Raw genomic sequence first — 21,880 nt, 5'->3', positions numbered from 1 at the left:
CTCCGTTCTACGGCTTGTTAGTCGAGCCGGCGTCGACGGTGAACTGGAGGCCGGTGACATAGCGGGACTCGTCCGACGCGAGGAACAGGACGGCGTTCGACACGTCGCGCGGTTCCACGTACGGGGCGAGGGGGTTCATCGCGGCCAGCGCGAACAGCGGCTCGCGCGCGGCGAGTTCCTCGATGGGGACGCCGACGGTGATGCCGGTGTCGCTGACGCCGGTCGGGTGCACGGTGTTCACCCGGATGCGGTGCGGGGCGAGTTCGTTCGACAGCGCCTTCATCAGGCCGACCACACCGTGCTTGCTGGCCGTGTAGTGGGCGTACGGCACATGGCCGCGGATGCCGGCTGCGGAGCTGGTGATGACGACGGAGCCGCCCTGCCCGGCCTCGATCATCCTGGGCACCGCGGCCCGTACCGTGTTCCAGGGGCCCTTGAGGTTGACGTCCACGGTGACGTCCCAGGCCTCCTCGGACAGCTCCCAGGCGGCGCCGATGCTCATCACGCCCGCGTTGGCCACCAGCGTGTCGAGCCGTCCGAACTCCTCCCAGGCCGCGTCGGCGGCGGCCCGCAGCTCCGCCACCGAGCGCACGTCGGCCTGCAGGGCGACACAGCGGCGGCCGGTCGCCCGCACCAACTCCGCCGTCTCCTCCAGTTGTTCCTTCGACGCCAGCGAGTAGGGCAGCTCGGCGCTGATGTCGTGGCACACGTCGGTCACGACGACATCGGCTCCCTCCTCCGCCAGCCGCACCGCGTGGGATCGCCCCTGCCCCCGGGCGGCCCCCGTGATGAGGACCACCTTGCCTTCCATACGTCCCACGCCGACTCCCTTTCCTTCAGCGGACATTCAGGTCCTCGGCGGCCTCGCGCAGGGCGCGCAGCCGGGTGTCGAGGAGTTCACGCTCGGCCGCGTCGGCCGCGCCGAGTTCGGCGAGCCGGCCCACCGTGAGGCCGATCTCCTCCTGGAGGCGCCCGTACGCCTCGTCGCGGGTCAGCAGGTCGAGGTCGGTCCAGTCGGAGCGTTCGGACTCCGGGCGCCTGCTCATGCGGGGAGGTTGTAGAGGCGGCGGGTGTTCAGCTCCACGATCTTGTGCACCTCGTCGTCCGGCACATCGGCGAGGACCTCGGCCGCGTAGGCGCGGCTCTTGGGCCAGTAGGAGTCGGAGTGCGGGTAGTCGCACTCCCAGGTGATCTTGTCGATGCCGATGTGGTGGCGCACCTCGACGCCGAACCGGTCGTCGATGAAGCAGCCGTGGAAGTGCTTGTGGAACAGGTCCGAGGGCCGCACGGTCTGGTTGACGTTCTGGTAGAAGCGGTGCCGCTCCCAGGTGCCGTCGGCGCGTTCCAGCAGATACGGGATCCAGCCGATCCCGCCCTCGGACAGGCCGATCTTGAGCCGCGGGTGGTTGTGCAGGACCGGGGAGAACAGCAGGTCGGCAGCCGCGTACATGGAGTTGGTGGCGAACAGGGTGATCGTCACCGCGAACGGTGCCTCCGGGGCGGTCTTGGGGGCCGCGCCAGAGGTGCCGAAGTGCAGGCACAGCGGCATGTCGGTCTCCTCGGCCGCCGTGAACACCGGGTCCCAGTGGTCGGTGTGGAACGACGGCAGGCCCAGCGGGACCGGGTTCTCCGGGAACGAGATCGCCTTGGCGCCCTTGGCCGCCGTGCGCCGGATCTCGGCGGCGCAGGCGTCGACGTCCCACAGCGGGAGGATGACCAGCGGGATGAGCCGGCCGGGCGCGGTGGCGCACCACTCGTCGATCACGAAGTCGTTCCACGCCTGTACGCACAGCAGGGCGAGCCGGCGGTCCTGGCCGTCCAGGAAGACGGTGCCGGCGAAGCGCGGGAACGACGGGAAGCACAGCGCGCCCCAGACGCCGTCCAGGTCCATGTCCCGCAGCCGGGCCTTCGGGTCGTAGCAGCCCGGGATCATCTCGTCGTAGCGGGTGGGTTCGAGGCCGAACTCCTCGGGCGACTTGCCGGCCACGGCGTTCAGGCCGATGTAGGGGTAGATGCGCCCCTCGTAGTTCCACACCTCGGCCGGGGCCTGGCCCTCGCCCCGCGACTGTTCGACGATCCGCGGCCCGAGGTCCCGGTACTTCGACGGCAGGCGGTCCGTCCACAGGCGTGGCGGCTCGATCAGGTGGTCGTCGGTCGACAGCAACTTCATCCATGGCTGCAATGGCATCGATGTGCTCCCTCGAATCTCATGGACTCTCTAGCACCGGCCGAATTGTGTGCACTGTTCAGGTCTCACTGAATGGAAATCGGCCAGCTGTCCGTGGACTTGATACCGATCATGGATCACGAACCACACCACCGGACAGCATTCAGGCTACTCTTTTATCTCCGACGGAAGGAGCCCCAGGATGGGCCGAGTACAGGACAAGGTCGTGTTCATCACCGGGGCGGCCCGCGGGCAGGGCCGCGCCCACGCGCTCCGGCTCGCCGCGGAGGGCGCCGACATCATCGCCGTCGACCTGTGCGAGGACATCGCCACCAACGCGTACGCGCTGGCCACCCGGGACGACCTGGACGAGACCGTGCGCCAGGTGGAGAAGCTCGGGCGGCGGATCGTGGCGCGCAAGGCGGACGTCCGGGACCCGGCGGCGCTGAAGGCGGCCGTGGCCGACGGCGTGGCCGAACTCGGCCGGCTGGACGCCGTGGTGGCGCAGGCCGGAATCGCGCCGCTCGGTCCGCAGCAGGGCGTCCAGGCGTTCATCGACGCCGTCACCGTCGACTTCAACGGGGTCGTGCACGCCGTGGAGGCGGCCCTGCCGCATCTGCCGGACGGCGCCTCGATCGTGGCGACGGGGTCCATCGCGGCCCTTACCCCGGCGACCGTCGACAACCCCTCCAACGGCCCCGGCGGCCTGGGCTACTCCTTCGCCAAGCGCCAAGTCGCCGCGTTCGTCCACGACTTGGCGACGGTGCTGCTGTCCCGGCGGATCCGGGTCAACGGCCTGCACCCCACCAACGTCAACACGGACATGCTCAACAGCGACATCATGTACCGCTCCTTCCGCCCCGACCTGGAGAACCCGACCCGCGAGGACGCGCTGCTGTCCTTCCCCGCGACGACCGGGATGGACATCCCCTACGTCGAGCCGGAGGACGTCTCCGACATGGTGCTCTTCCTGGTCTCGGACGAGTCCCGCTATGTCACCGGCATGCAGATGCGGGTGGACGCCGGCGGCTATGTCCGCAAGCGCCCCCAACTCCCCACGTTCTGACGGCACGTCCTACGACACGAGATCCAGGACCACCTTCCCGGTGGTCCTGCGCTCGGCGACCTCGGTGAGGGCGGCGGCGACCTCGTCGAGCGGGTGGACCCGGGAGACCAACGGGCGCATCCCGTCCCGGACCAGCGCGGCGAGGGCACGGTCCGCGGCGGCCACCGCGTCCGGGGCGTACTGCCGCACCGTACGGATCTCGAAGCCCCGTACGACCAGGTCCTTGAGCAGCACCAGGTTCAAGGGGATGCGCGGGATCTCGCCGTCCGCGTACCCGACCGTGACGAACCGGCCGCCCCGCCGCAGCGCGCGCAGGGCGGCCTCCGCGTGCTCGCCGCCCACCGGGTCGATCACCAGGTGGGTGCCCTCGCCGCCGGTCAACTCCCGGGTGCGCAGCTTGAGATCCTCGTGCACGTAGTCGACGCCGGCCTCCGCGCCGAGCTTGCGGGCGATGGTCAGCCGCTCCTGGCTGGACGCGGCGGCGACCACCCGCATCCCGAGCCGGGTCGCGATGTCGACCGCCGCCGAGCCGACCCCGCCGGCCGCGCCGAGCACCGCCACCCACTCGCCCGCGCTGCCCTGTCCGACCGTGACGAGGGAGTGGTAGGCGGTGGCGTACGTGACATGGAAGGCGGCGGCGTGCACCATGTCGAGCCCCTCGGGCACCTGGCGCAGACCCGCGACGGGCACCACGACCTGTTCGGCGAACGCGCCGGTGAGCACCGCCCCGGCGACCGGTGAGCCGACCGGCGGTCCGGTGACGCCCGGGCCCAACTCGGCCACCACACCGGCGAATTCGCTGCCGGGCGTGAAGGGCAGGGGCGCGGGGACCTGGTAGCGGTCGGCCACGATCAGCACGTCCGGGAAGTTCACCGCGGCGGCGTGCACCCGGACCAGGACCTCACCGGGTCCGGGCCGCAGGTCGTCGAGTTCGACGACCGAGAGACCGCCGGGCGGTCCGTACTGCGTGCAGCGCGCGGCCTTCATCGGGTCCTCTCCACGGTCGGCATCGCCGGGTCACGGGGCAGGCCGAGCACCTGCTCGGCGATCGTGTTGCGCTGGATCTCGGCGGTGCCCGCGCCGATCGACGAGGCGCGGGTGCGCAGGAACCCCCATACCCAGCGCCCGCGTTGGACGGCGTGCGGGTCGCGGCGGTCGAGGATGCCGTACGGTCCGAGCAGGTCGACCGCGAACTCGTGCAGTTCCTGCTCGAAGGTCACGATGGACAGCCTGGCCGTCGACGAGGCGGGCCCCGGCTCGCCCTTGGCCATGATGTCGGCGATGGTGCGCATGCCGGTGAGCCGCATGACACGCACCCGGACCTCGAAGTCGGCGAGCCGGTCGCGGACGACCGGGTCGGCGCTCGCCCCGCGCTCGCGGGCGAGTGCGATCAGCTCGTCCAGCACCCGCCGGTACAGAGCCGCCTGGTTCATCGCGCCGGCCGCCCGTTCGTGCCCGAGGCTCGTGCGCACCAGCGGCCAGCCGCCGTTCTCCTCGCCGACGCGGTCGGCGACCGGGACGCGGACGTCGTCGAAGAAGATCTCGCAGAAGTGCGCGTCACCGGTCAGGTCGCGCAGCGGGCGTACGGTCACTCCCGGGGCGTGGGCGTCGATCAGCAGGTAACTGATGCCGTCCTGGCGGGAGTCGGGCGGTCCGGTGCGCACGAGGGTGAAGAGGATGTCGGCGATGTCGGCCGAACTGTTCCACACCTTCTGTCCGTTGACGACGTACTCCGCGCCCTCGCGCCGTGCCGTCGTGCGCAGCGCGGGCAGGTCCGAACCCGCCTCCGGTTCGGAGTAGCCCTGGGCCCACACCGTGTCGCCGCGCAGCATGGGGCGCAGATGGCGCTCCTTCTGCTCGGGCGTGCCGTACTTGATGAGGGTGGGGGCGGCGATACCGAGGCCGGTGCCCAGCGGGCCGGGGACGCGGGCCCGGGCGTACTCCTCCTGATAGATCACCTGGCGTGCGAAGGAGAGGTCCATGCCGCCGTACGCGCGCGGCCAACTCGGGCCCGCCCAGCCGGAGTCGTAGAGCGTGGCGAGCCATTTCTTCTGCCAGGCGACGCGCTCGACGGGGTCCTTGGGGCGGCGGCCGGGGTGCTGCTCGGTGAGGAAGTCCCGCAGGCCGGCGCGGAATCGGCCGTCCGTCTCGTCGGTCTCGTCCGCTGTCATCGCGGGGCCATGCGGATGGCGCCGTCGAGGCGGACGGTCTGGCCGTTGAGGTACGGGTTCTCCAGCATCTCCACGGCGAGACGGGCGAAGTCGTCCGGGTCGCCGAGGCGCTTGGGGTGCGGGACGGAGGCGGCGAGGCCGTCGCGGATGTCGGCGCGCAGGCGGCCGAGCATCGGGGTGTCCATGATGCCGGGGGCGATGGTGTTCACCCGGATCTGCCAGCTGGCGAGGTCGCGCGCGGCGACGAGGGTGATGCCGTGGACTCCGGCCTTGGCCGCGGTGTAGGAGGTCTGTCCGATCTGGCCGTCGAAGGCCGCGACCGACGCGGTGAGCACGACGGCGCCCCGGTCGCCGTCGACGGCCTCGTTGCCGGCGAGGCGGGCGGCGGACAGGCGCAGCACGTTGTAGGTGCCGATCAGGTTGACGCGGACGACCTCGGCGAAGGTGTCGAGTTCGCCGGGGTTGCGGTCGCGGTCGATGATGCGGGTGCGGTCACCGCCGCGTCCGGCGCAGTGCACGACGGCGCGCAGGGTGCCGAGTCGCTCGGCGGCGTCGAGGGCGGCGGTGACCTCGGCCGCGTCGGTGACGTCGGCCCGCACGAAGCGGGCGGCCTCGCCGAGGTCGGCGACCGCCTTGACGCCCTGTTCCTCGGAGATGTCGGCGAGGACGACGCGTCCGCCGCGTTCGATGATGCGGCGCGCGGTGGCCAGGCCGAGCCCGGAGGCGCCGCCGGTGACGAGTGCCGCTGAACCGTCGATGTTCACACCCAACTCCTCATGGTCTAAACGGTCTTAAAGGCCCAGGGACTTGCTGATGATGAGCTTCATGACCTCGCTGGTGCCGCCGTAGATGCGGGTCACGCGGGCGTCCGCGTACAGGCGGGCGATCGGGGATTCGAGGATGTAGCCGTAGCCGCCGTGCAGTTGGAGGCAGCGGTCGACCACCCGGCCCTGTGTCTCGGTGCACACCAGCTTGGTACGGGCCGCGTCCACGGGGTCCAGTTCACCCGCGACGAGCGCGCCGATCGACGCGTCGAGCAGGGCCTGCGCGGCGGTCAGGTCGGCGTCCAGGGCGGCGAGTTCGAACTTCGTGTTCTGGAACTGGGCCAGTGGCTTTCCGAACACGTGCCGGTCGCGGACGTAGGTGACGGTCAGGTCGATCGCGGTGCGGGCCTGGGCGACCGCGCCGACCGCGATGGCCAGGCGCTCCTGGGCGAGGTTGCGGCCGAGGAGGGTGAAGGCGGCGCCTTCCTCGCCGAGGAGGTTGGCGGCGGGCACGCGGACGTCGTCGAAGGCGAGTTCCACGGTGTCCTGGACGGCCAGTCCGATCTTCTCCAGCTTGCGCCCCACCGTGAAGCCGGGGGTGCCCCGCTCCACGACGAGCAGGGAGAGACCGGCGCGCCGGTTGTCGGGGTCGACGGTGGTGCGGGCGACCACGATCACCAGGTCGGCGTGGTGGCCGCCGGTGATGAAGGTCTTCGCGCCGTTGAGGACGAAGTGGTCGCCGTCGCGGACCGCCCGGGTGGTGATGCCGGCGAGGTCGGAGCCGGTGGCGGGCTCGCTCATCGCGATCGCGCTGTACAGCTCGCCGGAGGCCAACCCCGGCAGCCAGCGTGCCCGTTGCTCCGCGTCGGCCAGGCCGGTGAAGTACGGGACGACGATGTCCAGGTGGGTGCGCAGACCGCCGAGGGTGACGCAGGCCCGCGCGCACTCCTCCTGGATCACGGCGTTGTAGCGGTAGTCGTCCTGGCCGCCCCCGCCGTACTCCTCCGGGATCGAGGTGCCGATGATGCCCAGCTTGCCCAGCGCGGTGAACAGGTCCCGGGGGACGAGTCCGGCGCGTCGCCAGTCCTCGTATGAGGGGACGACCTCGCGGGCGATGAAGTCACGGACCAGCAGACGGAAGTCCTCATGGGTCTCTTCGAACAGGGTCCGGCGCATCGGATCTCCTTCGACTCGGCCTATTCAGTATACCTAATTACCCTGGCCTGACACAGCCCGGTACGGCAGACCCGTACAGCACGACGCCCCCGCGGGCCCGGGGGCCGCGCGGGGGCGTTGTCGGTCGACCTTCAGGAGGTCAGTGCCACCAGGGGATCAGCGCGTCCAGGTGACGGCGCATCCGGTGCCGGGCCACGCCCGCGTCGCCCTCGACGATGGCGTCGAGAATCCGCTGGTGGACGTGTTGGACCTCCTCGGCGGCCGTGTCGCCGGGCAGCGGGCGGTCGTGGCCGGAGGCATGGCGGCGGAACAGCTCGGTGATGATGGACAGGAATAGCGACAGCACCGGGTTGTCGGAGAGCGCGGCCAGTTCGGTGTGGAAGAGGTCGGCCTTGCGCGGGTCGTCGGCGGGGCCCTCGGTGCTCCAGCGCACCGCGTTGCCGAGCCGTTCGGTCACCTCTTTGTCGCCCTCGGCGACTCGGGCGGTGACCCGGGCGACGATGCCCAGTTCGATGGCGTTGCGGACGATCCGCAGGTCGTCGGCGGTGACGCCCTGGTACTCCAGGAACAGCGCCATGGTGTCGATGCTGGCCTGCGGCTCGGGCTCGGTGACGATCAGGCCGCCGCCCGGTCCGCGCCGCATCCGGGCCACCGAGTGGTACTCCAACAGCCGTACGGCTTCCCGGAGTACGGCCCGGCTGATCGAGTAGCGGGCGAGCAGATCGGACTCCGAGCCGAGCACCATGCCGGTCTGCCAGCCGCGCGCCGCGATGTCGTCGTGGATGCGCGCCGCGACGACCTCGGCGAGCTTGGCGCGCGGCCCCTCGACCAGTTCGGGCTCGACGACGTTGCCGGCGATCCGCTGCCCGCGCCGCACCCGGTGCTTCTCGATCCAGCCGGCCACCGACTCCAGGTGCGCGGTCAACTCGGTCTGCGCGCGGGCCCCGTCGTCGGCGATGACCGCGTCGACGACGGCTTTGTGCGCGCGGTGCGAGGTGTCCTTCGCCGCGTGCATCTCGGTCTTGGAGACACGGCGGGAGGTGTGCGCGTAGCGGGCGGTGAGCCGGGTGAGCACGTCGACGAAGAGGTGCAGGACCGGGTTGCCGGAGAGCTGGGCGAGTACGGGGTGCAGGGGGTCCTGGGAGTGGACGCCGGGGTCGTCCCAGTGGTCGAGTTCGGCGTCGAGCGTGCTGCGGAGCGTGTCGATGCCCTGTTCGGTGATGCGCTCGGCGGCCAGTCCGGCGGCGATCGGTTCCAGCAGCAGCCGGGCCTGGAGCAGGTCGGTGACGCTCGTGCCGACGTATTCGAGGTAGATCACCATGGCGCGGGTGGCCGGTCCCGCGTCGGGCGCGCAGACGATCAGGCCGCCGTTCGGGCCGCGCCGCATCCTGGCCACCTGGTGGTGCTCGACGAGCCGCACCGCCTCGCGCAGCACGGCCCGGCTCACCCCCAGCCGCTCCCGGAGGTCCACCTCGGACCCCAGCGACTCGCCCACCGGCCAGCCCTGGCGGATCACGGCCGCCTCGATGCGGCGGGCGGTCTGCGCGGCCAGCTTGCCGACCGGGACGCCGGCCTCACCGTCGGCGGGCTCGCGGTCGACGGCAGTCGCCATGGCCAACTCCTCTGGGGCGGATATTGCGGATCCCCAGTCTATTCGCCACCTGGGCAAGAGGCGTGCCGTTCGGGCACCTGGAACCAAGATGAGGCCACTTTTTCTGGCACCGAGCCCTGGCAAGCGAGTGATCGACCTGGTTAGAGTAACCTCATTTATGGGCCGCGGCACGAGAACAGGGAGCCGACAGCGATGCGACTTGAGTCCACGCCCGAGCTCGAAGCGTTCCGGCGGAAGGTGCGCGCCTTCGTCGCCGAGCACGCCCCCGGCGTCAAGACCCGTACGGGAGTGCGCGCACCGGAGCCCGAACTGATGCCGGCGATCCGGGCGTGGACGGCGAAGCTGTACGAGGCGGGCTTCCTCGGCATCGACTGGCCGGCCGAGTACGGCGGCCGGCCCGACGCACATCCCCTCGAATCCTCGGTCGTGGCGGAGGAGATCGCCCGCGCCCGGACCTGGCAGCCGATCGGCGCCGCCTCCCTGGCCTCGGCCGCGCTGCTGGAGTTCGGCACCGACGAACAGCGCGCGCGTTTCCTGCCCCGCGTCCGCTCCTGCGAGGACATCTGGTGCCAGCTGTTCAGCGAACCGGAGGCGGGCAGCGACCTCGCGGCGCTGCGGACGCGCGCGGTCCGCGAGGGCGAGGGCGAGGACGCGGTGTTCGTCGTGGACGGCCAGAAGGTGTGGACGACCAACGGGCAGCACGCCGACATGGGCTATCTGCTCGCCCGCACCGACCGCGAGGCCCCGAAGCACAAGGGCATCACGGCGTTCGCCCTGGATCTGCGCAGCCCCGGCGTCGACATCCGCCCGTTGCGGGAGATCACCGGGACGACCGACTTCAACGAGGTGTTCCTGGACGGTGTCCGCATCCCGGCCGCGAATGTCATCGGGCGGGTGAACGACGGCTGGCGGGTGGCGATGAGCAGCCTCGGCCACGAACGTTCCGGGGTGGCGGCGCGCGGTGTGGAACTGGTCGCCGTCCTGGACGACCTGCTGCGTCTGGCCGAACGGACCGAGGTCGACGGCCGGCCCGCGCCGGAGGACTCCGCGACCCGGCAGGCGATCGGCGAACTGGCCACCCGGGTGCAGGTGAACGCCGCGCTGATCGGGCTCGCCCAGTCCCGGATGGTGCACGGCACGGAAGGGCCCACCGACGCCCTGCTCGGCAAGATCTTCTTCAGCGAGCTGAACCACGATCTGGTCGACTTCGGCCTCACCCTCCAGGGCACGGACGGACTGCTGGTCGAGGGGGACGAGGACGCCGTGGCGGACGGCTGGTGGCAGGACGCGCACCTCTACTCGCGGGCGTACACGATCGCCGGCGGGGCGAACGAGGTGCTGCGGACGCAGGTGGCCGAGCGCGGGCTCGGGATGCCTCGGGAACCTCGCCGGCCCGCTCCCGAAGCCGAATAGACCAATCGGTCAATACCCGCGTCGCATATTTCTTCACGACCTCTCGAAGATTGATTGTACCGATCGGTCGACGTATGGTGCGGTCAGGTGCGGGGCCGACGAGAGGACGACACACCCATGACCGAGAGCGTGGCCGGAACCGACGTCTCCGAGGAGCTGCCGGAGTACCCGTCGCCCCGATCGGGCGAGTGCCCGTTCGCACCGCCGCCGGGGCTGCTGAAGCTGCACGATTCGGGCAAGGCGCTGGTGCGGGCCAGGACCTGGGACGGTACGACCCCGTGGGTCGTCACCACCCACGCGGCCCAGCGGCAACTGCTGACCGATCCCCGGCTGAGCGCGAACATCGGGGCGCCCGGATATCCGCACACGACCGAGGCGATGAAGGCGCACGCGGCGCATATCCAGCCGTCGATCAACAACACCGACGGAGCCGAGCACACGCGGTGGCGACGGATGCTGACGAGTTCGTTCACCCGGCACCGGATGGAGAAGATCCGCCCGGAGATCCAGCGGATCACCGACGACCTCATCGACAAGATGCTGGCGGGTCCCAACCCGACCGAGCTGAACGAGGCGCTGTCGCTCCCGCTGCCGTCGCTGATGATCTGCGCGCTGCTCGGCGTGCCGTACGAGGACCACGACTTCTTCCAGGAGCACGCGGGCGTCACCAACGCGCGCTTCAAGACCCCGGAGCAGGCGGCGGAGAGCACCGCCACCGTGCGCCGCTATATCGCCGGGCTCATCGAGGGCAAGATCGACAACCCCGGCGAGGACGTCCTCTCGGACCTCGGCGCGCGTATCAAGGCCGGCGAGCTGTCGATGGAGGAGGCCGCGCCGCTCGGCCACATCCTGCTCGTCGCGGGGCACGACACCAGCGCCAACATGATCACGCTGGGCACCGCGCTGCTGCTCCAGAACCCCGAGCAGCTCGCGGAGCTGCGCGCGCACTCGGACGACGCGAAGTACGTGACGAGCACGGTCGAGGAACTGCTCCGCTACCTCACCATCCCGCATCTGCTGGCGCGCCGGGCCGTCGTCGAGGACATCGAGATCGACGGGGAGATCATTCGCGCAGGCGAGGGTGTCATCGCCTCGCTGCCGGCCGCCAACTGGGACCCGCAGGCCTTCCCCGACCCCGAGAAGCTCGACCTGACCCGCCCCGCCGCGCACCACCACGCGTTCGGCTGGGGCCCGCACCAGTGCGTGGGCCAGCAGCTCGCCCGCATCGAACTCCACGTCGTCTTCAGCACCCTGTTCCGCCGGGTGCCGACGCTCCGACTCGCCGTCGACTTCGCGCAGTTGAAGTTCAAGGAGGACTCCCAGGCTTACGGCATCTACGAGTTGCCGGTCGCCTGGTGAGCCGGTCCTAGCGGAGCGGGGGCGTCCGGCGGGTCACGACAGCAGTTCGACGATCGTGGCGTTGGCCGTGCCGCCCCCCTCGCACATGGTCTGGAGGCCGTAGCGCAGGTTGCGTTGCCGCATCCGGGCGAGCAGCCGGGTCATCAGGATGGCTCCGGAGCCGCCGAGCGGATGGCCGACGGCGATGGCTCCGCCGAGCGGGTTGAGCCGCTCGGGGTCGGCGCCGGTCTCGGCCAGCCACGCCAACGGCACGGGGGCGAAGGCCTCGTTGACCTCGAACGCCCCGATGTCCCCGATGGCGAGACCGGACCGGCGCAGCACCTTCTCGGTCGCCGGGATCGGGCCGGTCAGCATCATGATCGGGTCGGCTCCGCTGACCGCGCCCGAGTGGTAGCGCGCGATCGGCCTGAGTCCCAACTCCCTTGCCCGTTCCGGGGTGGTGATGAGGAGCGCGGCGGCGCCGTCGGAGATCTGGGAGGAGTTCCCGGCGTGGATCACCCCGTCGTCCTTGAACGACGGCTTGAGCTTGGCGAGGGTCTCGACCGAAGTGCCGCGCCGCAGGCCCTCGTCGACGGTGAACTTGGTGCCGTCGACATCGATGGGCACGATGTGGTCGTCGAAGATCCCGGAGTCGATCGCCGCGGCGGCCTTGGCGTGCGACTCGGAGGCGAACTCGTCGAGCCGGGTACGGCTGAACCCCCAGCGTTCGGAGATGAGTTCGGCGCCGATGCCCTGGCTGAACTGGAACCCGTCGTAGCGGGCGAGGACGGCGGGGCCGTACGGCTGGCCGGTGGTCCGGTGCGAGCCGAGCGGGACCCTGGTCATGGTCTCCACTCCCCCGGCCACCACCAGGTCGTACTGCCCGGCCATGACGGCGTGCGCGGCGGAGTCGACGGCCTGCTGGCTGGAGCCGCAGGCGCGGTTGATGGTCACCCCGGGCACATGCTCGGGCCAGCCGGCGGCCAGTGCCGCGAAGCGGGCGATGTTGCTCGACTGGTCGCCGATCTGGGTGACGCAGCCCCACATCACGTCGTCCACGGTGCCGGGGTCGATGCCGGTGCGCCGCACCAGCGCGGTGAGCACGTGCGCCGACAGGTCGGCCGCGTGCACGGCGGCCAGGGAGCCGTTGCGCTTGCCGATGGGGGTCCGTACGGCGTCGACGATGACGGCCTCGGGCATGACAGGGGTCCTCTCGGTCAGTGGGGGAACTGGACGGCGGCGCCGCTGTCGACGAGTGCGTCGGCATCGGCGATCTCCCAGTCCCGGAAGACGGCGCGGGTGTCGGCACCCACGGGTGGTGCGGCGGAGCCGGGGCTCGACGGTGTGGCCGAGAAGCGCGGGGCGGCGGCGGGCTGGACCACGCCCTCCCGGGTGAACAGGCTGCCGCGCGCGGCCAGTTGGGGGTGTGCCGCCGCCTCGGTGAGACCGAGGACGGGGGCGACACAGGCGTCGGTGCCCTCGAACAGGGCGGCCCATTCGTCACGGGTGTGCTCGGCGAAGCGCTCGGCCAGTCGGCGCCGCAACTCCGGCCAGGTCGACCGGTCGTGCTGACGTCCGGGATCGACGTCGAGCTTCAGCAGCTCGATCAGGCGCCGGTAGAACTTGGCTTCGAGGGCGCCGACCGCCACATGGCCGCCGCCCTTGGTCGCGTAGACGGCGTAGAAGGGCCAGCCGCCGTCGAGTTGGTTGATTCCGCGTTCGTCGGTCCATGCCCCGCGCCCGAGCTTGCCGAAGGTGCTCGCGAGGAGATGGGCCGTCCCGTCGACGATGGCCGCGTCGACGACCTGGCCGGCTCCCGTGCGCCCCACGGCGTGCAGGGCGGCGAGCACGCCGATCACGAGGTAGCAGCCGCCACCCCCGAAGTCGCCGACGAGGTTGAGCGGTATCTGCGGCGGGCCGGCCGCGTCGCCGATCGCGCCGAGCGCGCCGGTGAGGGCGATGTAGGTGAGGTCGTGTCCGGCGGTCGCGGCGAGGGGGCCGGTCTGGCCCCAGCCGGTCATCCTGCCGTACACCAGGCGGGGGTTGCGGGCCAGGCACTCGTGGGGTCCGACGCCCAGGCGCTCGGTGACGCCGGGGCGGAATCCCTCGATCAACACGTCTGCCCGCGCGGCGAGTTGGAGGAGGGTGGCGGGTCCCGCCGGGTGTTTGAGGTCGAGCGCGACCGACCGCTTCCCCCGGTTGAGGACGTCCGCGGGTCCGCCCGCGTCGGGCTCGGCCGCCCGCTCGGGCCGGTCGACCCGCACGACCTCCGCACCGAGATCGGCGAGCAGCATCCCGGCGAACGGGCCCGGCCCGATACCGCCCAGCTCGACCACACGACAGCCCGACAGCGGTCCTGTGCTCACAACACCCTCCCTGGCAGCCTGCGTCGGGGATCGGATCCCGACACCTGTCCTACGACGCGCTCAGCGTCCCTTCCACACCGGCGGCCGTTTCTCGGCGAAGGCCGCGGCCCCTTCCCGGGCGTCCTCGGACGAGAACACCGGGGCGGCGATCTCGGCCTGCCGGATCCAGCCCTCCGCCAGCGTCCAGTCGGCGGCGGACTGCGCGATCTGCTTGGTGGCGGCGACGGCGAGCGGGCCGTTCGCCGCGATGGTCGCGGCGAGTTCCAGCGCGCCGTCGAGCGCACCGCCTTCGTCGGTGAGGCGGTTGACGAGTCCGACCTCGGCCGCGCGTTCGGCGGTGATGGGCTCGCCGGTCAGCAGCAGCTCCAGCGCGATGGCGTACGGCACCCGCCCGGGCAGCCGCAGGGCCGCACCGGCGCGGGCGACCAGCGACCGCTTCACCTCCGGTACGCCGACCCGCGCCGTTCGGGAGGCCACGACGAGGTCGCAGGCGAGCAGCAGTTCGAAGCCGCCGGCCAGTGCCCAGCCCTCGACCGCCGCGACCAGCGGTTTGCGCGGCGGGGTGATGGTGATCCCGCACAGGCCGCGGCCCTCGATCGCGGGGCTCTCACCGCGCAGCCACGCCTTGAGGTCCATGCCCGCCGAGAACGTGCCGCCCGCTCCCGTGAGGACGCCGGCCCGCAGCTCGTCCGTCTCGTCCAGCTCGTCCACCGCGGCGGCGATCCCGGCGGCCACCCCGGCGTCCAGCGCGTTCTTGACCTTGGGACGGTTGATCGTGATGACCTGGACCGCGCCCCGGCGCTCCACCAGTACCTCGTCCGACACCTTGCCTCCTGAGTTCTCGTGCTCGATGGCCGTTCACCTGACGGCGAACCGCTCAAGTTCGTGGGCGACCATGCCGTCCAGGTCCTGGGCGGGCGGCGTGGGCAGTTCGACGGCCCGCTCCCTGGTCGGCAGCAGCACGACCGCCCGGCCGGGCGTGGTGACCTCGCCGCGCTGGTTCTCGCAGCGGACGTCGATGTGCACCTCGCCGCGCCCGTCCACCCACCGTTTGTCGACGACCGTGCCGTGCACCCAGGTGGTGTCGCCGAGGTAGTTGAACTTGCGGTGCTCGCAGCGCAGTTGCCACAGCCAGCCGTCGTCGCCGATCCAGTCGGTGAGGAGATGGCAGAGCCAGGTCTCGCGCATACCGCCGTAGTCGTAGGGGTTGGGGAGGCCGAGTTCACGGGCCCGCTCCGGCTCCCAGTGCAGGCGCTGCACGGTGTCGGGGACGCCCAGGCGGTTGGGCGGGTAGAGGCCGGGGGCCTTGCGCCGTACGGCCGCCGCGATGCCGAAGGCGCCGGGCGGGGTGAGCTGCATGCCCCAGCCGAGGTGCCAGACGACCACGTCCGTCGTGGTCAACGGGCCCTTCACGCGGGGTTGCAGGGCCTCGCCGACCTCGACGTCCTCCCAGTAGCGGGGTTCGGCGCCGCGTCTGGTCTCGGCGGCGTACGCGGCGTCGATCTCCGCCAGTCGGGCCGGTGGGTACGGCTGTTGTTCGAGGGCTTCCTTGGCCCGCTTCTTGGACGTGTGCCGCTCGGCGTTGATCCAGGTGCCGCGCCGCAGGGCGTGCAGCTCGCCGCGTCCGTTGGCGTAGAAGTAGTCGCGGACCACGTGTGCGGTACGTCCGCCGAAGCTGCTGCGCTTGAGTTCGACGCCGACCTGGGTCTGCAACACCCGGCAGCGGTCGCCCAGTTGGAGGGGCCGCCACCACTCGAACTCCATGACCGCCTGGTAGGAGCCGAGGCCGGCGAAGGGGTCGCCCTTGAGCAGCGCCTTGGTCTCCGGGTCGGGCTTCGGGGCCGCGTCCTCCCCCATCGTGTAGAGGAAGGTCGGCGGTGCGACGAGCGAGCCCCAGCGGGTCTTCGCCGCGTACTCCGGGTCGCAGTACAGGGGGTTGGCGTCGCCGTAGCCGTAGGCGAAGTGGCGTGAACCGTCCCACGTCACCTCGTAGTTGTGCGGCGGGTTGTGCTGCGGCTGGGGGACGCCCAGGCGCCGCCGGGAGCGTTCGACCGCCTCGTCCGTGAGGACGCCGAACCGCTCGGCCGGCTGCTGCTCGGTGTCGCTCATCGGTCGGCCTCCTTGCTGGACACGGCGGTTGCCGCGCCGGGTACGTACGCCTCGGTGGGCCCGGCGAGCCGGGCCCTGACCAGGTCGAGCAGTTCGACGCGGCTGACCTTGCTGGACGGGGTGCGGGGCAGCGCGTCGAGGACGAGGATGTGGGCCGGCACCTCGTAGGGGGTGAGCTGGGTGCGGCACAGGGCGGTGAGTTCCGCCGCGTCCGGTACGGGCCGTCCGGGCTCCGACTCGACGGCCGCGACCGGGACTTCGCCGAGCCGTGGATCGGGCAGTCCGGCGACGGCGGCCTCGCGTACGGCCGGGTGGGTCTCCAGGACGCGTTGGACGGTCTCGGGCTGCACCTTGAAGCCGCCGCGGATGATGGCGTCGTCGGCCCGGCCCTCGATCCACACGAACCGGTCGGCGTCGATCCGGGCCAGATCGCTGGTCCTGGTCCAGGTCCGGCCGCCGTGGGTGCTCTGCTCGGTGCGGACCTCCAGCCGGCCGGTCCGGCCGGGCGGGACCTCGGTGCCGTCCTCGCCGGTCACCCGCAACTCGACGCCCGCGAGGGCGCGTCCTGCACTGCCCGCCTTCCGCTGCCACCAGCGCTCGTGCAGGGGGAGGCTCCAGCCCGCGACCGCGCCGGCGAACTCCGTCGCGCCGTAGGTCATCAGGACGGGGATGCCGTAGGTGCGGAAGAAGGCGTCGGCGAGTTCCGGCGGGCAGGGGGCCGTGCCGGAGGTGACGACCTGGAGGGTGGCGAGGCGCTCCCGGGGCACCCGTGCGTCGAGGACGGCGCGGATCGCGGCCGGGACCAGGCTGGCCGCGCGCAGCCGGTGGCGTTCGACGGCGCTCACCCAGGGCTCGACGGCGAACCTCGGCATCAGCAGCATGCGGCGGCCGGTGGCGAGGCAGGCCAGGGCCCGCCACAGGCCGCCGATGTGCACGAGCGGGGTGGCCACGAGGGACGCCGAGTCCGACAGGAGCCGGTCGTCCTTGCGGGTCTGGCCGCCGGAGACGAGGGCCTGGTCGAGTTGGCCGATGCGCAGGTGGACGCGTTTCGGGGGGCCGGTGGTGCCGGAGGTGAGCATCTCCACGGCGATGCCCGGACTCGTCGGTGCCGCGTCGGGTGCCGTGCCGCCCGCGGGTCGCAGCGACCCGTCGGTGTCTAGTTCGAGGGCCGCGCCGTGCGCGGTCACCGTGTCCAACACCCCCTCGCGGGCCAGGACTTCGGCCCCGGACACCACGACGGGCGGGGTGCAGCGGCCGATGTCGGCGGCGAGCCGGGCGGCGGGCTGGAGCGGGCTGAGCATGACCAGGCAGCGGCCGGAGGCGATCACCGCGACGACCACGGCGACATGCTCGGGCCGGTTCTCCAGGACGACTCCGACGCGGGCGCCGGCAGGCAGCCCCAGCGCGTCGAGCGCGTCGCCGAGCCCGCGCGCGGTCCGCTGGACCTGTCCCCAGGTCCACCAGTTCCGGTCGTACTCGATCGCCTCGGCGGCCTCGGGCGCCTCCGCCAGCAGGCGGGACAGCCGGTCGCGGATTCCCACGTGATGAACCTTTCGACGGGACGTCGGTCTCAGATTCCGACCAGGTCGGCCAGTCGGCTCCGGTGCGCCGCCGGGGCCCCGAACAACTGCTCCGACGACTTGGCGCGCTTGAGGTAGAGGTGGGCGTCGTGCTCCCACGTGTAGCCGATGCCGCCGTGGATCTGGATGTTCTCCTTGGCCGCCCGGGTGAAGGCCTGCCCGGCGCAGACGGCGGCCAGGGCGGCGGACACCGGCAGTTCGGCGGACACCGGCTCCGCACCGGTCGGCGGCGGTTCGGCGGCGGCGACGGCGCTCGCGTGGTAGGCCGCCGACCGGGCGCCCTCCACGTCGACCAGCAGATCGGCGCACTTGTGCTTGACGGCCTGGAACGAGCCGATAGGACGCCCGAACTGCAGGCGTTGCTTCGCGTACGCCACGGCCGCGTCGAGGCATGCCTGTGCTCCGCCGACCTGTTCGGCGGCGAGCGCCACCGCCACGAGGTCGAGCACGGTGCGCAGATACGGCGAGGCGTCCTCGGCCGGGCCGATCCGCCGGGCGGGCGCGCCGTCGAGGTCGAGGCGGGCCAGCCGCCGGGTCGGGTCGAGGGTCTCCAGCCGGGAGCGGGTCACTCCGGGCGCGTCACCGTCGACGGCGAAGAGCCCGAGGCCCTCGCCGGTGCGGGCCACGACGAGGATCAGGTCGGCGGTGTGGCCGTCGACGACGAACATCTTCGTGCCGCGGAGCGTGCCGTTCTCGGCGAAGGTCTCGATGTCCTCCAGCCGCCAGGAGCCGCGTTCCTCCGCGAGCGCGAGGGTGGCCCGCAGGGTTCCGGCGGCGATGGCCGGCAGCCAGCGCTCCTTCGCCGTCTCGTCGACGGAGGCCGTGAGGGCCTGGCCGGCCAGGGCCACGGTCGCGAAGTACGGCGAGGGCAGCAGGACCCGTCCGGTCTCCTCCAGGACGATCCCCAACTCGACCGGCCCGCCGCCGGATCCGCCGTACCGTTCGGGCAGGGCGATCCCGTGCAGGCCGAGTTGGTCGGCCATCCGGCGCCAGAGCCCGGGATCGTGGCCTTCGGCGGAGTCCATCGCGGCGCGCACGGCCGCGCTCGGCGCCTTCTCGGCGAGGAAGCGCCGTAGCGTGCTGCGGAGTTCCTCCTGTTCCTCGGTGAACGTCATGTCCACTGCGGTGCCTTGGTGCGGAGATAGGTGTCGAAGTCCGGGATGAGGGTGCGGTCCACGACCTCGATGCGCAGGCCGTACGGGTTGCGGTGGTAGGCGAAGAGGGCCGGGGTGCCGTCGACCAGCGCGCAGGCCTCCAGCGGGAAGCCCGCCGCCTCCAGGCGCGCGGAGGTCGCCCGCAGGTCGTCGCAGAAGTAGCCGAGGTGGTGGACGGACAGCTGCGGGGCCGGTGTCCAGGGTGTTCCCGGTATCTCCTGGACGAGTTCGAGGTGCGGGGCCTCCAGCGAGTACGCGTAGCGCAGCGGGAGTACGCGCTCGCCGTCCGCCGTGCGAACCGGCAGGTCCGCGGCCATCGTCTCGGTCCAGTGGTGACCGGCGAGCCGGGTCAGCCGGGTCTTCCACTCCTCGATGTCGGGCACCACGATTCCCGTGTGGTACAGGTCCTTCGCACTGAGCAGGGGCGTCGTCATGGCGTCGCTCACCACTCCAGCCGCAGCTGTTTGATGCCGTACATGTTGCCGTGCTGTTCGAGGTCCTGGCCGGGGGTGATCCCGTAGTCGGGGATGCGCCGGTGCCATTCCTCGACGGCGACGGTGAGTTCGAGGCGGGCGAGGTGGGAGCCGAGGCAGCGGTGCGGTCCCGAGCCGAACGCGATGTGGTTGGTGGTCCTGCGCCGGAGGTCGACTTCGAGGGGGCGGTCGAAGCGCTCGGGGTCGCGGTTGCTGACCGCGAGCGGAAGCATCACCATCTCCCCGGCGCCGACCGGGCAGCCGCCGATCTCGACGTCCCGGGTCGCCTTGCGGGCGGGCACGACGAACGAGTAGACGCGGAGGATCTCCTCGACCGCCGTGGGAATCAGCGACGGGTCGTCGACGATCGCCCTGCGCTGTTCCGGGTGGGTGGCGAAGTGGTAGAGGGCCCAGCCTATGGAGATGGGCACGGTGTCGAAGCCGGCCTGGAACAGCAGGATGCAGAACGCGTGCATGTCCCGGTCGTTGATCGGCTCGTCGTCGATCGTCCAGGTCATGGCCCGGGACAGCAGGTCGTCGCGGGGGGCTTCGCGGCGGAGCGCGATCTGCTGCTCGAAGTACTCCGACACGGCGTTCATGGCGCTCAACTGCCGTTCGCCGTGCGGGTCCTCGCCGTGCGAGAGATGCAGCAGGTCGTGGATCCAGTCGAGGAACTGCGGGAGGTCCTGCTCGGGCAGGCCCATCAGGCGCATGAAGATCAGGGTCGGGAAGCGGCGGGCGAAGGAGTCCAGGACGTCGGCGGAGCCGCTGTCCTTCAGCTCGTCGATCAGGGCGGAGGCGACCTGGCGGATCTCCGGTTCGCGGGCGGCGACGGTCTTGGGCGAGAAGGCGCTGCCCAACAGGCGCCGCCACGCGGTGTGTTGGGGCGGGTCGAGCATCTCCGGGATCCACAGGAACCTGGGGTCCGGGTCGAGCGCCGTCACGGACTGGTTGGAGAAGGTCCGCCAGTCCTGAAGCGCCTGCTGGACGGCCTCGCCCTCGGTGACGACCCAGTATCCGCGCGCGACGGTGCTGCGGAAACCGGAGTGGGTGCGGGCGATCTCGTCCCAGCGTTCCTGATGGCTGAGGACCGGGCCGCCGAGCCGGTTGTCGAAGTGGTAGGCGGGGACGCCCTGGTGGGTCCCGTCGGGTTCGAGGGTCGCGCTCATCACGGCTCCTTTCGTACGGTGTGCGGGGGGCCCGCGGCTCTCACGTGGCCGCGCCGTCGATCTTCAGCGCGATCAGCTCCTCGTCGGAGAGGCCGAGTGAGCGCAGGACCTCGTCGGTGTGCTCCGCGAACTGCGGTGCGCGGGTGATGTCGACGGGTGTCTCGTCGAACTGGACGGGGTTGGCGACGAGTTCGCGGTCGACGCCGTCCGCGTCCACGACCGGGGCGATGAGTCCGTTGGCGCGCAGGGAGGGGTCCTGGCCGACCTCCCAGGCGTTCTGCACCACCGACCACTGGCCCTCGCCGCGGGAGAGGATCTCGATCCACTCCGCCAGGGGGCGGGAGGCGATGAGTTCGGCGACGATGTCGGCCGCCTGGGCCGCGTTGGCCATCAACTTCTCGGTGCTGTCGAAGCGTTCGTCGGTGCCGAGTTCACCGCGTCCGGCGAGCTTGCAGAACTCGGCCCAGTAGCGGCCGGGTTGGAGCATCGACAGTTCGAGCCAGCGTCCGTCAGAGGTCAGGTACGCCCCGATGAGGGGGTTGGTGCGCGAGCCGTGCCGGGGCTGGGCGTTCGGCGGCAGCGGGCCGCCGTTCATCAGCGCCATGTTGACCGTGAACTGCGTGGCCCAGGCGCCGACGCCCAGCAGCGACACGTCCACCACGGACGGTTCGCCGGTCGTCGCGCGGGAGTAGAGGGCGGCGGCGATGCCGCCGGCGATCGTCATGCCGCCCATCGAGTCGCCGTAGGCCCCGGCGGGCATCCGGATCATCCGGTCCGCGTCCGGCGGTGTGACACCGGCCGCGCTGCCGCCGCGTGCCCAGAAGGCAGTGGAGTCGTAGCCGCCCTTCGTGGCCTCGGCGCCGCGCTGGCCGAAACCGCTGCCGCGCACATAGATGATGTCCGGGTTGACGGCCCGGATGTCCTCGACGTCGATGTGCAGCTTCGCGCGCGCCTCGGGCAGGAAGTTGGTCAGGAACACATCGCTGCGGCGGACCAGTTCCTCGAAGGCCTTGCGGGCCGAGGGCTTCTCCAGGGCCAGACCGACGCTGCGTTTGCCCCGGTTGGGTCCTTCCACGATCGGGAAGAACGACGTCCCCTCACTGGTGGCGTCGTAGCCGAGGACCCGGACCAGCCCGCGCTGTCCGTCGCCGCGTTCGGCGTGTTCGATCTTGATCACATCGGCGCCCCAGTCGGCGAGTACGGCGCCCGCCGCCGGGACGAAGGTGAACTGGGCTACTTCGAGAACGCGTACGCCCTCCATCGGCCTGCGCATCGACCAACTCCTCATACTCAATGTGCCGTCACACCCTCCGAGTATGGAC

General features: G+C 71.5%; 20 protein-coding genes. 3 read left to right on the top strand and 17 right to left on the bottom strand.

Going from position 1 to position 21,880, the window contains the following annotated elements; genetic code table 11:
* Positions 1-7: 7 nt before the first annotated feature.
* Genes ACIQPR_RS24710 through ACIQPR_RS24700 form a run of 3 tightly spaced genes read right to left on the bottom strand, consistent with a single transcriptional unit; the run spans position 8 to position 2,188 of the window.
* The gene (locus ACIQPR_RS24710) at positions 8-820 is read right to left on the bottom strand and encodes a mycofactocin-coupled SDR family oxidoreductase (protein WP_403651898.1); all 813 of its coding nucleotides are present in this window, start codon (positions 818-820) and stop codon (positions 8-10) included.
* A 16-nt stretch (positions 821-836) separates the two neighbouring features.
* Positions 837-1,046: a hypothetical protein gene (locus ACIQPR_RS24705; RefSeq protein WP_403651896.1), complete on the bottom strand. Its 210-nt coding sequence runs from the start codon at positions 1,044-1,046 to the stop codon at positions 837-839.
* Positions 1,043-2,188 carry an amidohydrolase family protein gene (locus tag ACIQPR_RS24700; protein WP_403651894.1) on the bottom strand — a complete coding sequence of 382 codons (1,146 nt, stop codon included), beginning with the start codon at positions 2,186-2,188 and terminating at the stop codon, positions 1,043-1,045. The genes ACIQPR_RS24705 and ACIQPR_RS24700 overlap by 4 nt, the downstream gene beginning before the upstream one ends.
* Positions 2,189-2,369: 181 nt before the next feature.
* On the opposite strand from ACIQPR_RS24700, the gene ACIQPR_RS24695 reads away from it, so the two are divergent.
* Positions 2,370-3,233, top strand: coding sequence for a mycofactocin-coupled SDR family oxidoreductase (locus tag ACIQPR_RS24695; RefSeq protein WP_403651891.1), 864 nt, complete (start codon positions 2,370-2,372; stop codon positions 3,231-3,233).
* A gap of 9 nt (positions 3,234-3,242) precedes the next feature.
* Here the strand turns inward: ACIQPR_RS24695 and ACIQPR_RS24690 are convergent, their stop codons facing one another.
* From ACIQPR_RS24690 to ACIQPR_RS24670, 5 genes are all read right to left on the bottom strand, one after another.
* Positions 3,243-4,220 carry an NADPH:quinone oxidoreductase family protein gene (locus ACIQPR_RS24690; protein WP_403651889.1) on the bottom strand — a complete coding sequence of 326 codons (978 nt, stop codon included), beginning with the start codon at positions 4,218-4,220 and terminating at the stop codon, positions 3,243-3,245.
* Positions 4,217-5,404: an acyl-CoA dehydrogenase family protein gene (locus ACIQPR_RS24685; protein WP_403651886.1), complete on the bottom strand. Its 1,188-nt coding sequence runs from the start codon at positions 5,402-5,404 to the stop codon at positions 4,217-4,219. Before ACIQPR_RS24685 ends, ACIQPR_RS24690 begins: the two co-directional genes overlap by 4 nt.
* Positions 5,401-6,168, bottom strand: coding sequence for an SDR family NAD(P)-dependent oxidoreductase (locus ACIQPR_RS24680; RefSeq protein WP_403651883.1), 768 nt, complete (start codon positions 6,166-6,168; stop codon positions 5,401-5,403). Before ACIQPR_RS24680 ends, ACIQPR_RS24685 begins: the two co-directional genes overlap by 4 nt.
* A gap of 27 nt (positions 6,169-6,195) precedes the next feature.
* A complete protein-coding gene (locus ACIQPR_RS24675; RefSeq protein ID WP_403651880.1) occupies positions 6,196-7,344 on the bottom strand; it encodes an acyl-CoA dehydrogenase family protein in 1,149 nt (382 codons plus the stop codon).
* Between the two features lie 139 nt (positions 7,345-7,483).
* Positions 7,484-8,956, bottom strand: coding sequence for a FadR/GntR family transcriptional regulator (locus ACIQPR_RS24670; RefSeq protein ID WP_403651877.1), 1,473 nt, complete (start codon positions 8,954-8,956; stop codon positions 7,484-7,486).
* A 192-nt stretch (positions 8,957-9,148) separates the two neighbouring features.
* Here ACIQPR_RS24670 and ACIQPR_RS24665 point away from each other — a divergent pair, with 192 nt between their 5' ends.
* Both ACIQPR_RS24665 and ACIQPR_RS24660 read left to right on the top strand, forming a co-directional pair.
* A complete protein-coding gene (locus ACIQPR_RS24665) occupies positions 9,149-10,369 on the top strand; it encodes an acyl-CoA dehydrogenase family protein (protein ID WP_403651875.1) in 1,221 nt (406 codons plus the stop codon).
* 117 nt (positions 10,370-10,486) lie between these two features.
* Positions 10,487-11,728: a cytochrome P450 gene (locus ACIQPR_RS24660; protein WP_403651872.1), complete on the top strand. Its 1,242-nt coding sequence runs from the start codon at positions 10,487-10,489 to the stop codon at positions 11,726-11,728.
* Positions 11,729-11,761: 33 nt separating this feature from the next.
* Here the strand turns inward: ACIQPR_RS24660 and ACIQPR_RS24655 are convergent, their stop codons facing one another.
* Genes ACIQPR_RS24655 through ACIQPR_RS24615 form a run of 9 tightly spaced genes read right to left on the bottom strand, consistent with a single transcriptional unit; the run spans position 11,762 to position 21,831 of the window.
* Positions 11,762-12,907: a thiolase family protein gene (locus tag ACIQPR_RS24655; RefSeq protein WP_403651870.1), complete on the bottom strand. Its 1,146-nt coding sequence runs from the start codon at positions 12,905-12,907 to the stop codon at positions 11,762-11,764.
* A gap of 17 nt (positions 12,908-12,924) precedes the next feature.
* A complete protein-coding gene (locus ACIQPR_RS24650) occupies positions 12,925-14,073 on the bottom strand; it encodes a CaiB/BaiF CoA transferase family protein (RefSeq protein ID WP_403651867.1) in 1,149 nt (382 codons plus the stop codon).
* A gap of 60 nt (positions 14,074-14,133) precedes the next feature.
* The gene (locus ACIQPR_RS24645; RefSeq protein ID WP_403651865.1) at positions 14,134-14,898 is read right to left on the bottom strand and encodes a crotonase/enoyl-CoA hydratase family protein; all 765 of its coding nucleotides are present in this window, start codon (positions 14,896-14,898) and stop codon (positions 14,134-14,136) included.
* Positions 14,899-14,931: 33 nt separating this feature from the next.
* Positions 14,932-16,182: a MaoC family dehydratase N-terminal domain-containing protein gene (locus tag ACIQPR_RS24640; protein WP_403651862.1), complete on the bottom strand. Its 1,251-nt coding sequence runs from the start codon at positions 16,180-16,182 to the stop codon at positions 14,932-14,934.
* Positions 16,179-17,723 (bottom strand): class I adenylate-forming enzyme family protein, encoded by a 1,545-nt coding sequence (locus tag ACIQPR_RS24635; protein WP_403651859.1) that lies wholly within the window; start codon positions 17,721-17,723, stop codon positions 16,179-16,181. Before ACIQPR_RS24635 ends, ACIQPR_RS24640 begins: the two co-directional genes overlap by 4 nt.
* A gap of 29 nt (positions 17,724-17,752) precedes the next feature.
* Positions 17,753-18,877 (bottom strand): acyl-CoA dehydrogenase family protein, encoded by a 1,125-nt coding sequence (locus ACIQPR_RS24630; RefSeq protein ID WP_403651856.1) that lies wholly within the window; start codon positions 18,875-18,877, stop codon positions 17,753-17,755.
* Positions 18,874-19,350 (bottom strand): VOC family protein, encoded by a 477-nt coding sequence (locus ACIQPR_RS24625; protein ID WP_403651853.1) that lies wholly within the window; start codon positions 19,348-19,350, stop codon positions 18,874-18,876. The genes ACIQPR_RS24630 and ACIQPR_RS24625 overlap by 4 nt, the downstream gene beginning before the upstream one ends.
* 8 nt (positions 19,351-19,358) lie before the next feature.
* Positions 19,359-20,558 (bottom strand): cytochrome P450, encoded by a 1,200-nt coding sequence (locus ACIQPR_RS24620; protein WP_403651850.1) that lies wholly within the window; start codon positions 20,556-20,558, stop codon positions 19,359-19,361.
* A gap of 40 nt (positions 20,559-20,598) precedes the next feature.
* The gene (locus ACIQPR_RS24615) at positions 20,599-21,831 is read right to left on the bottom strand and encodes a CaiB/BaiF CoA transferase family protein (RefSeq protein ID WP_403651848.1); all 1,233 of its coding nucleotides are present in this window, start codon (positions 21,829-21,831) and stop codon (positions 20,599-20,601) included.
* Positions 21,832-21,880: the final 49 nt, after the last annotated feature.

This window comes from Streptomyces sp. NPDC091280 (assembly GCF_044768565.1).
Classification (GTDB): Bacteria; Actinomycetota; Actinomycetes; order Streptomycetales; family Streptomycetaceae; genus Streptomyces.
The sequence above is the reverse complement of the archived record's forward strand: the minus strand, read 5'-3'. Positions and strand labels throughout refer to the sequence as shown.

Excerpts from the sequence above, each read along its gene's own strand:
- ACIQPR_RS24700 (WP_403651894.1), bottom strand. The coding sequence starts at position 2,188 with ATGCCATTGCAGCCATGGATGAAGTTGCTGTCGACCGACGACCACCTG.
- ACIQPR_RS24670 (WP_403651877.1), bottom strand. The coding sequence starts at position 8,956 with ATGGCGACTGCCGTCGACCGCGAGCCCGCCGACGGTGAGGCCGGCGTC.
- ACIQPR_RS24625 (WP_403651853.1), bottom strand. The coding sequence starts at position 19,350 with ATGACGACGCCCCTGCTCAGTGCGAAGGACCTGTACCACACGGGAATC.
- ACIQPR_RS24615 (WP_403651848.1), bottom strand. The coding sequence starts at position 21,831 with ATGCGCAGGCCGATGGAGGGCGTACGCGTTCTCGAAGTAGCCCAGTTC.
- ACIQPR_RS24705 (WP_403651896.1), bottom strand. The coding sequence starts at position 1,046 with ATGAGCAGGCGCCCGGAGTCCGAACGCTCCGACTGGACCGACCTCGAC.
- ACIQPR_RS24665 (WP_403651875.1), top strand. The coding sequence starts at position 9,149 with ATGCGACTTGAGTCCACGCCCGAGCTCGAAGCGTTCCGGCGGAAGGTG.
- ACIQPR_RS24685 (WP_403651886.1), bottom strand. The coding sequence starts at position 5,404 with ATGACAGCGGACGAGACCGACGAGACGGACGGCCGATTCCGCGCCGGC.
- ACIQPR_RS24640 (WP_403651862.1), bottom strand. The coding sequence starts at position 16,182 with ATGAGCGACACCGAGCAGCAGCCGGCCGAGCGGTTCGGCGTCCTCACG.
- ACIQPR_RS24690 (WP_403651889.1), bottom strand. The coding sequence starts at position 4,220 with ATGAAGGCCGCGCGCTGCACGCAGTACGGACCGCCCGGCGGTCTCTCG.
- ACIQPR_RS24620 (WP_403651850.1), bottom strand. The coding sequence starts at position 20,558 with ATGAGCGCGACCCTCGAACCCGACGGGACCCACCAGGGCGTCCCCGCC.
- ACIQPR_RS24660 (WP_403651872.1), top strand. The coding sequence starts at position 10,487 with ATGACCGAGAGCGTGGCCGGAACCGACGTCTCCGAGGAGCTGCCGGAG.
- ACIQPR_RS24630 (WP_403651856.1), bottom strand. The coding sequence starts at position 18,877 with ATGACGTTCACCGAGGAACAGGAGGAACTCCGCAGCACGCTACGGCGC.
- ACIQPR_RS24695 (WP_403651891.1), top strand. The coding sequence starts at position 2,370 with ATGGGCCGAGTACAGGACAAGGTCGTGTTCATCACCGGGGCGGCCCGC.
- ACIQPR_RS24675 (WP_403651880.1), bottom strand. The coding sequence starts at position 7,344 with ATGCGCCGGACCCTGTTCGAAGAGACCCATGAGGACTTCCGTCTGCTG.
- ACIQPR_RS24655 (WP_403651870.1), bottom strand. The coding sequence starts at position 12,907 with ATGCCCGAGGCCGTCATCGTCGACGCCGTACGGACCCCCATCGGCAAG.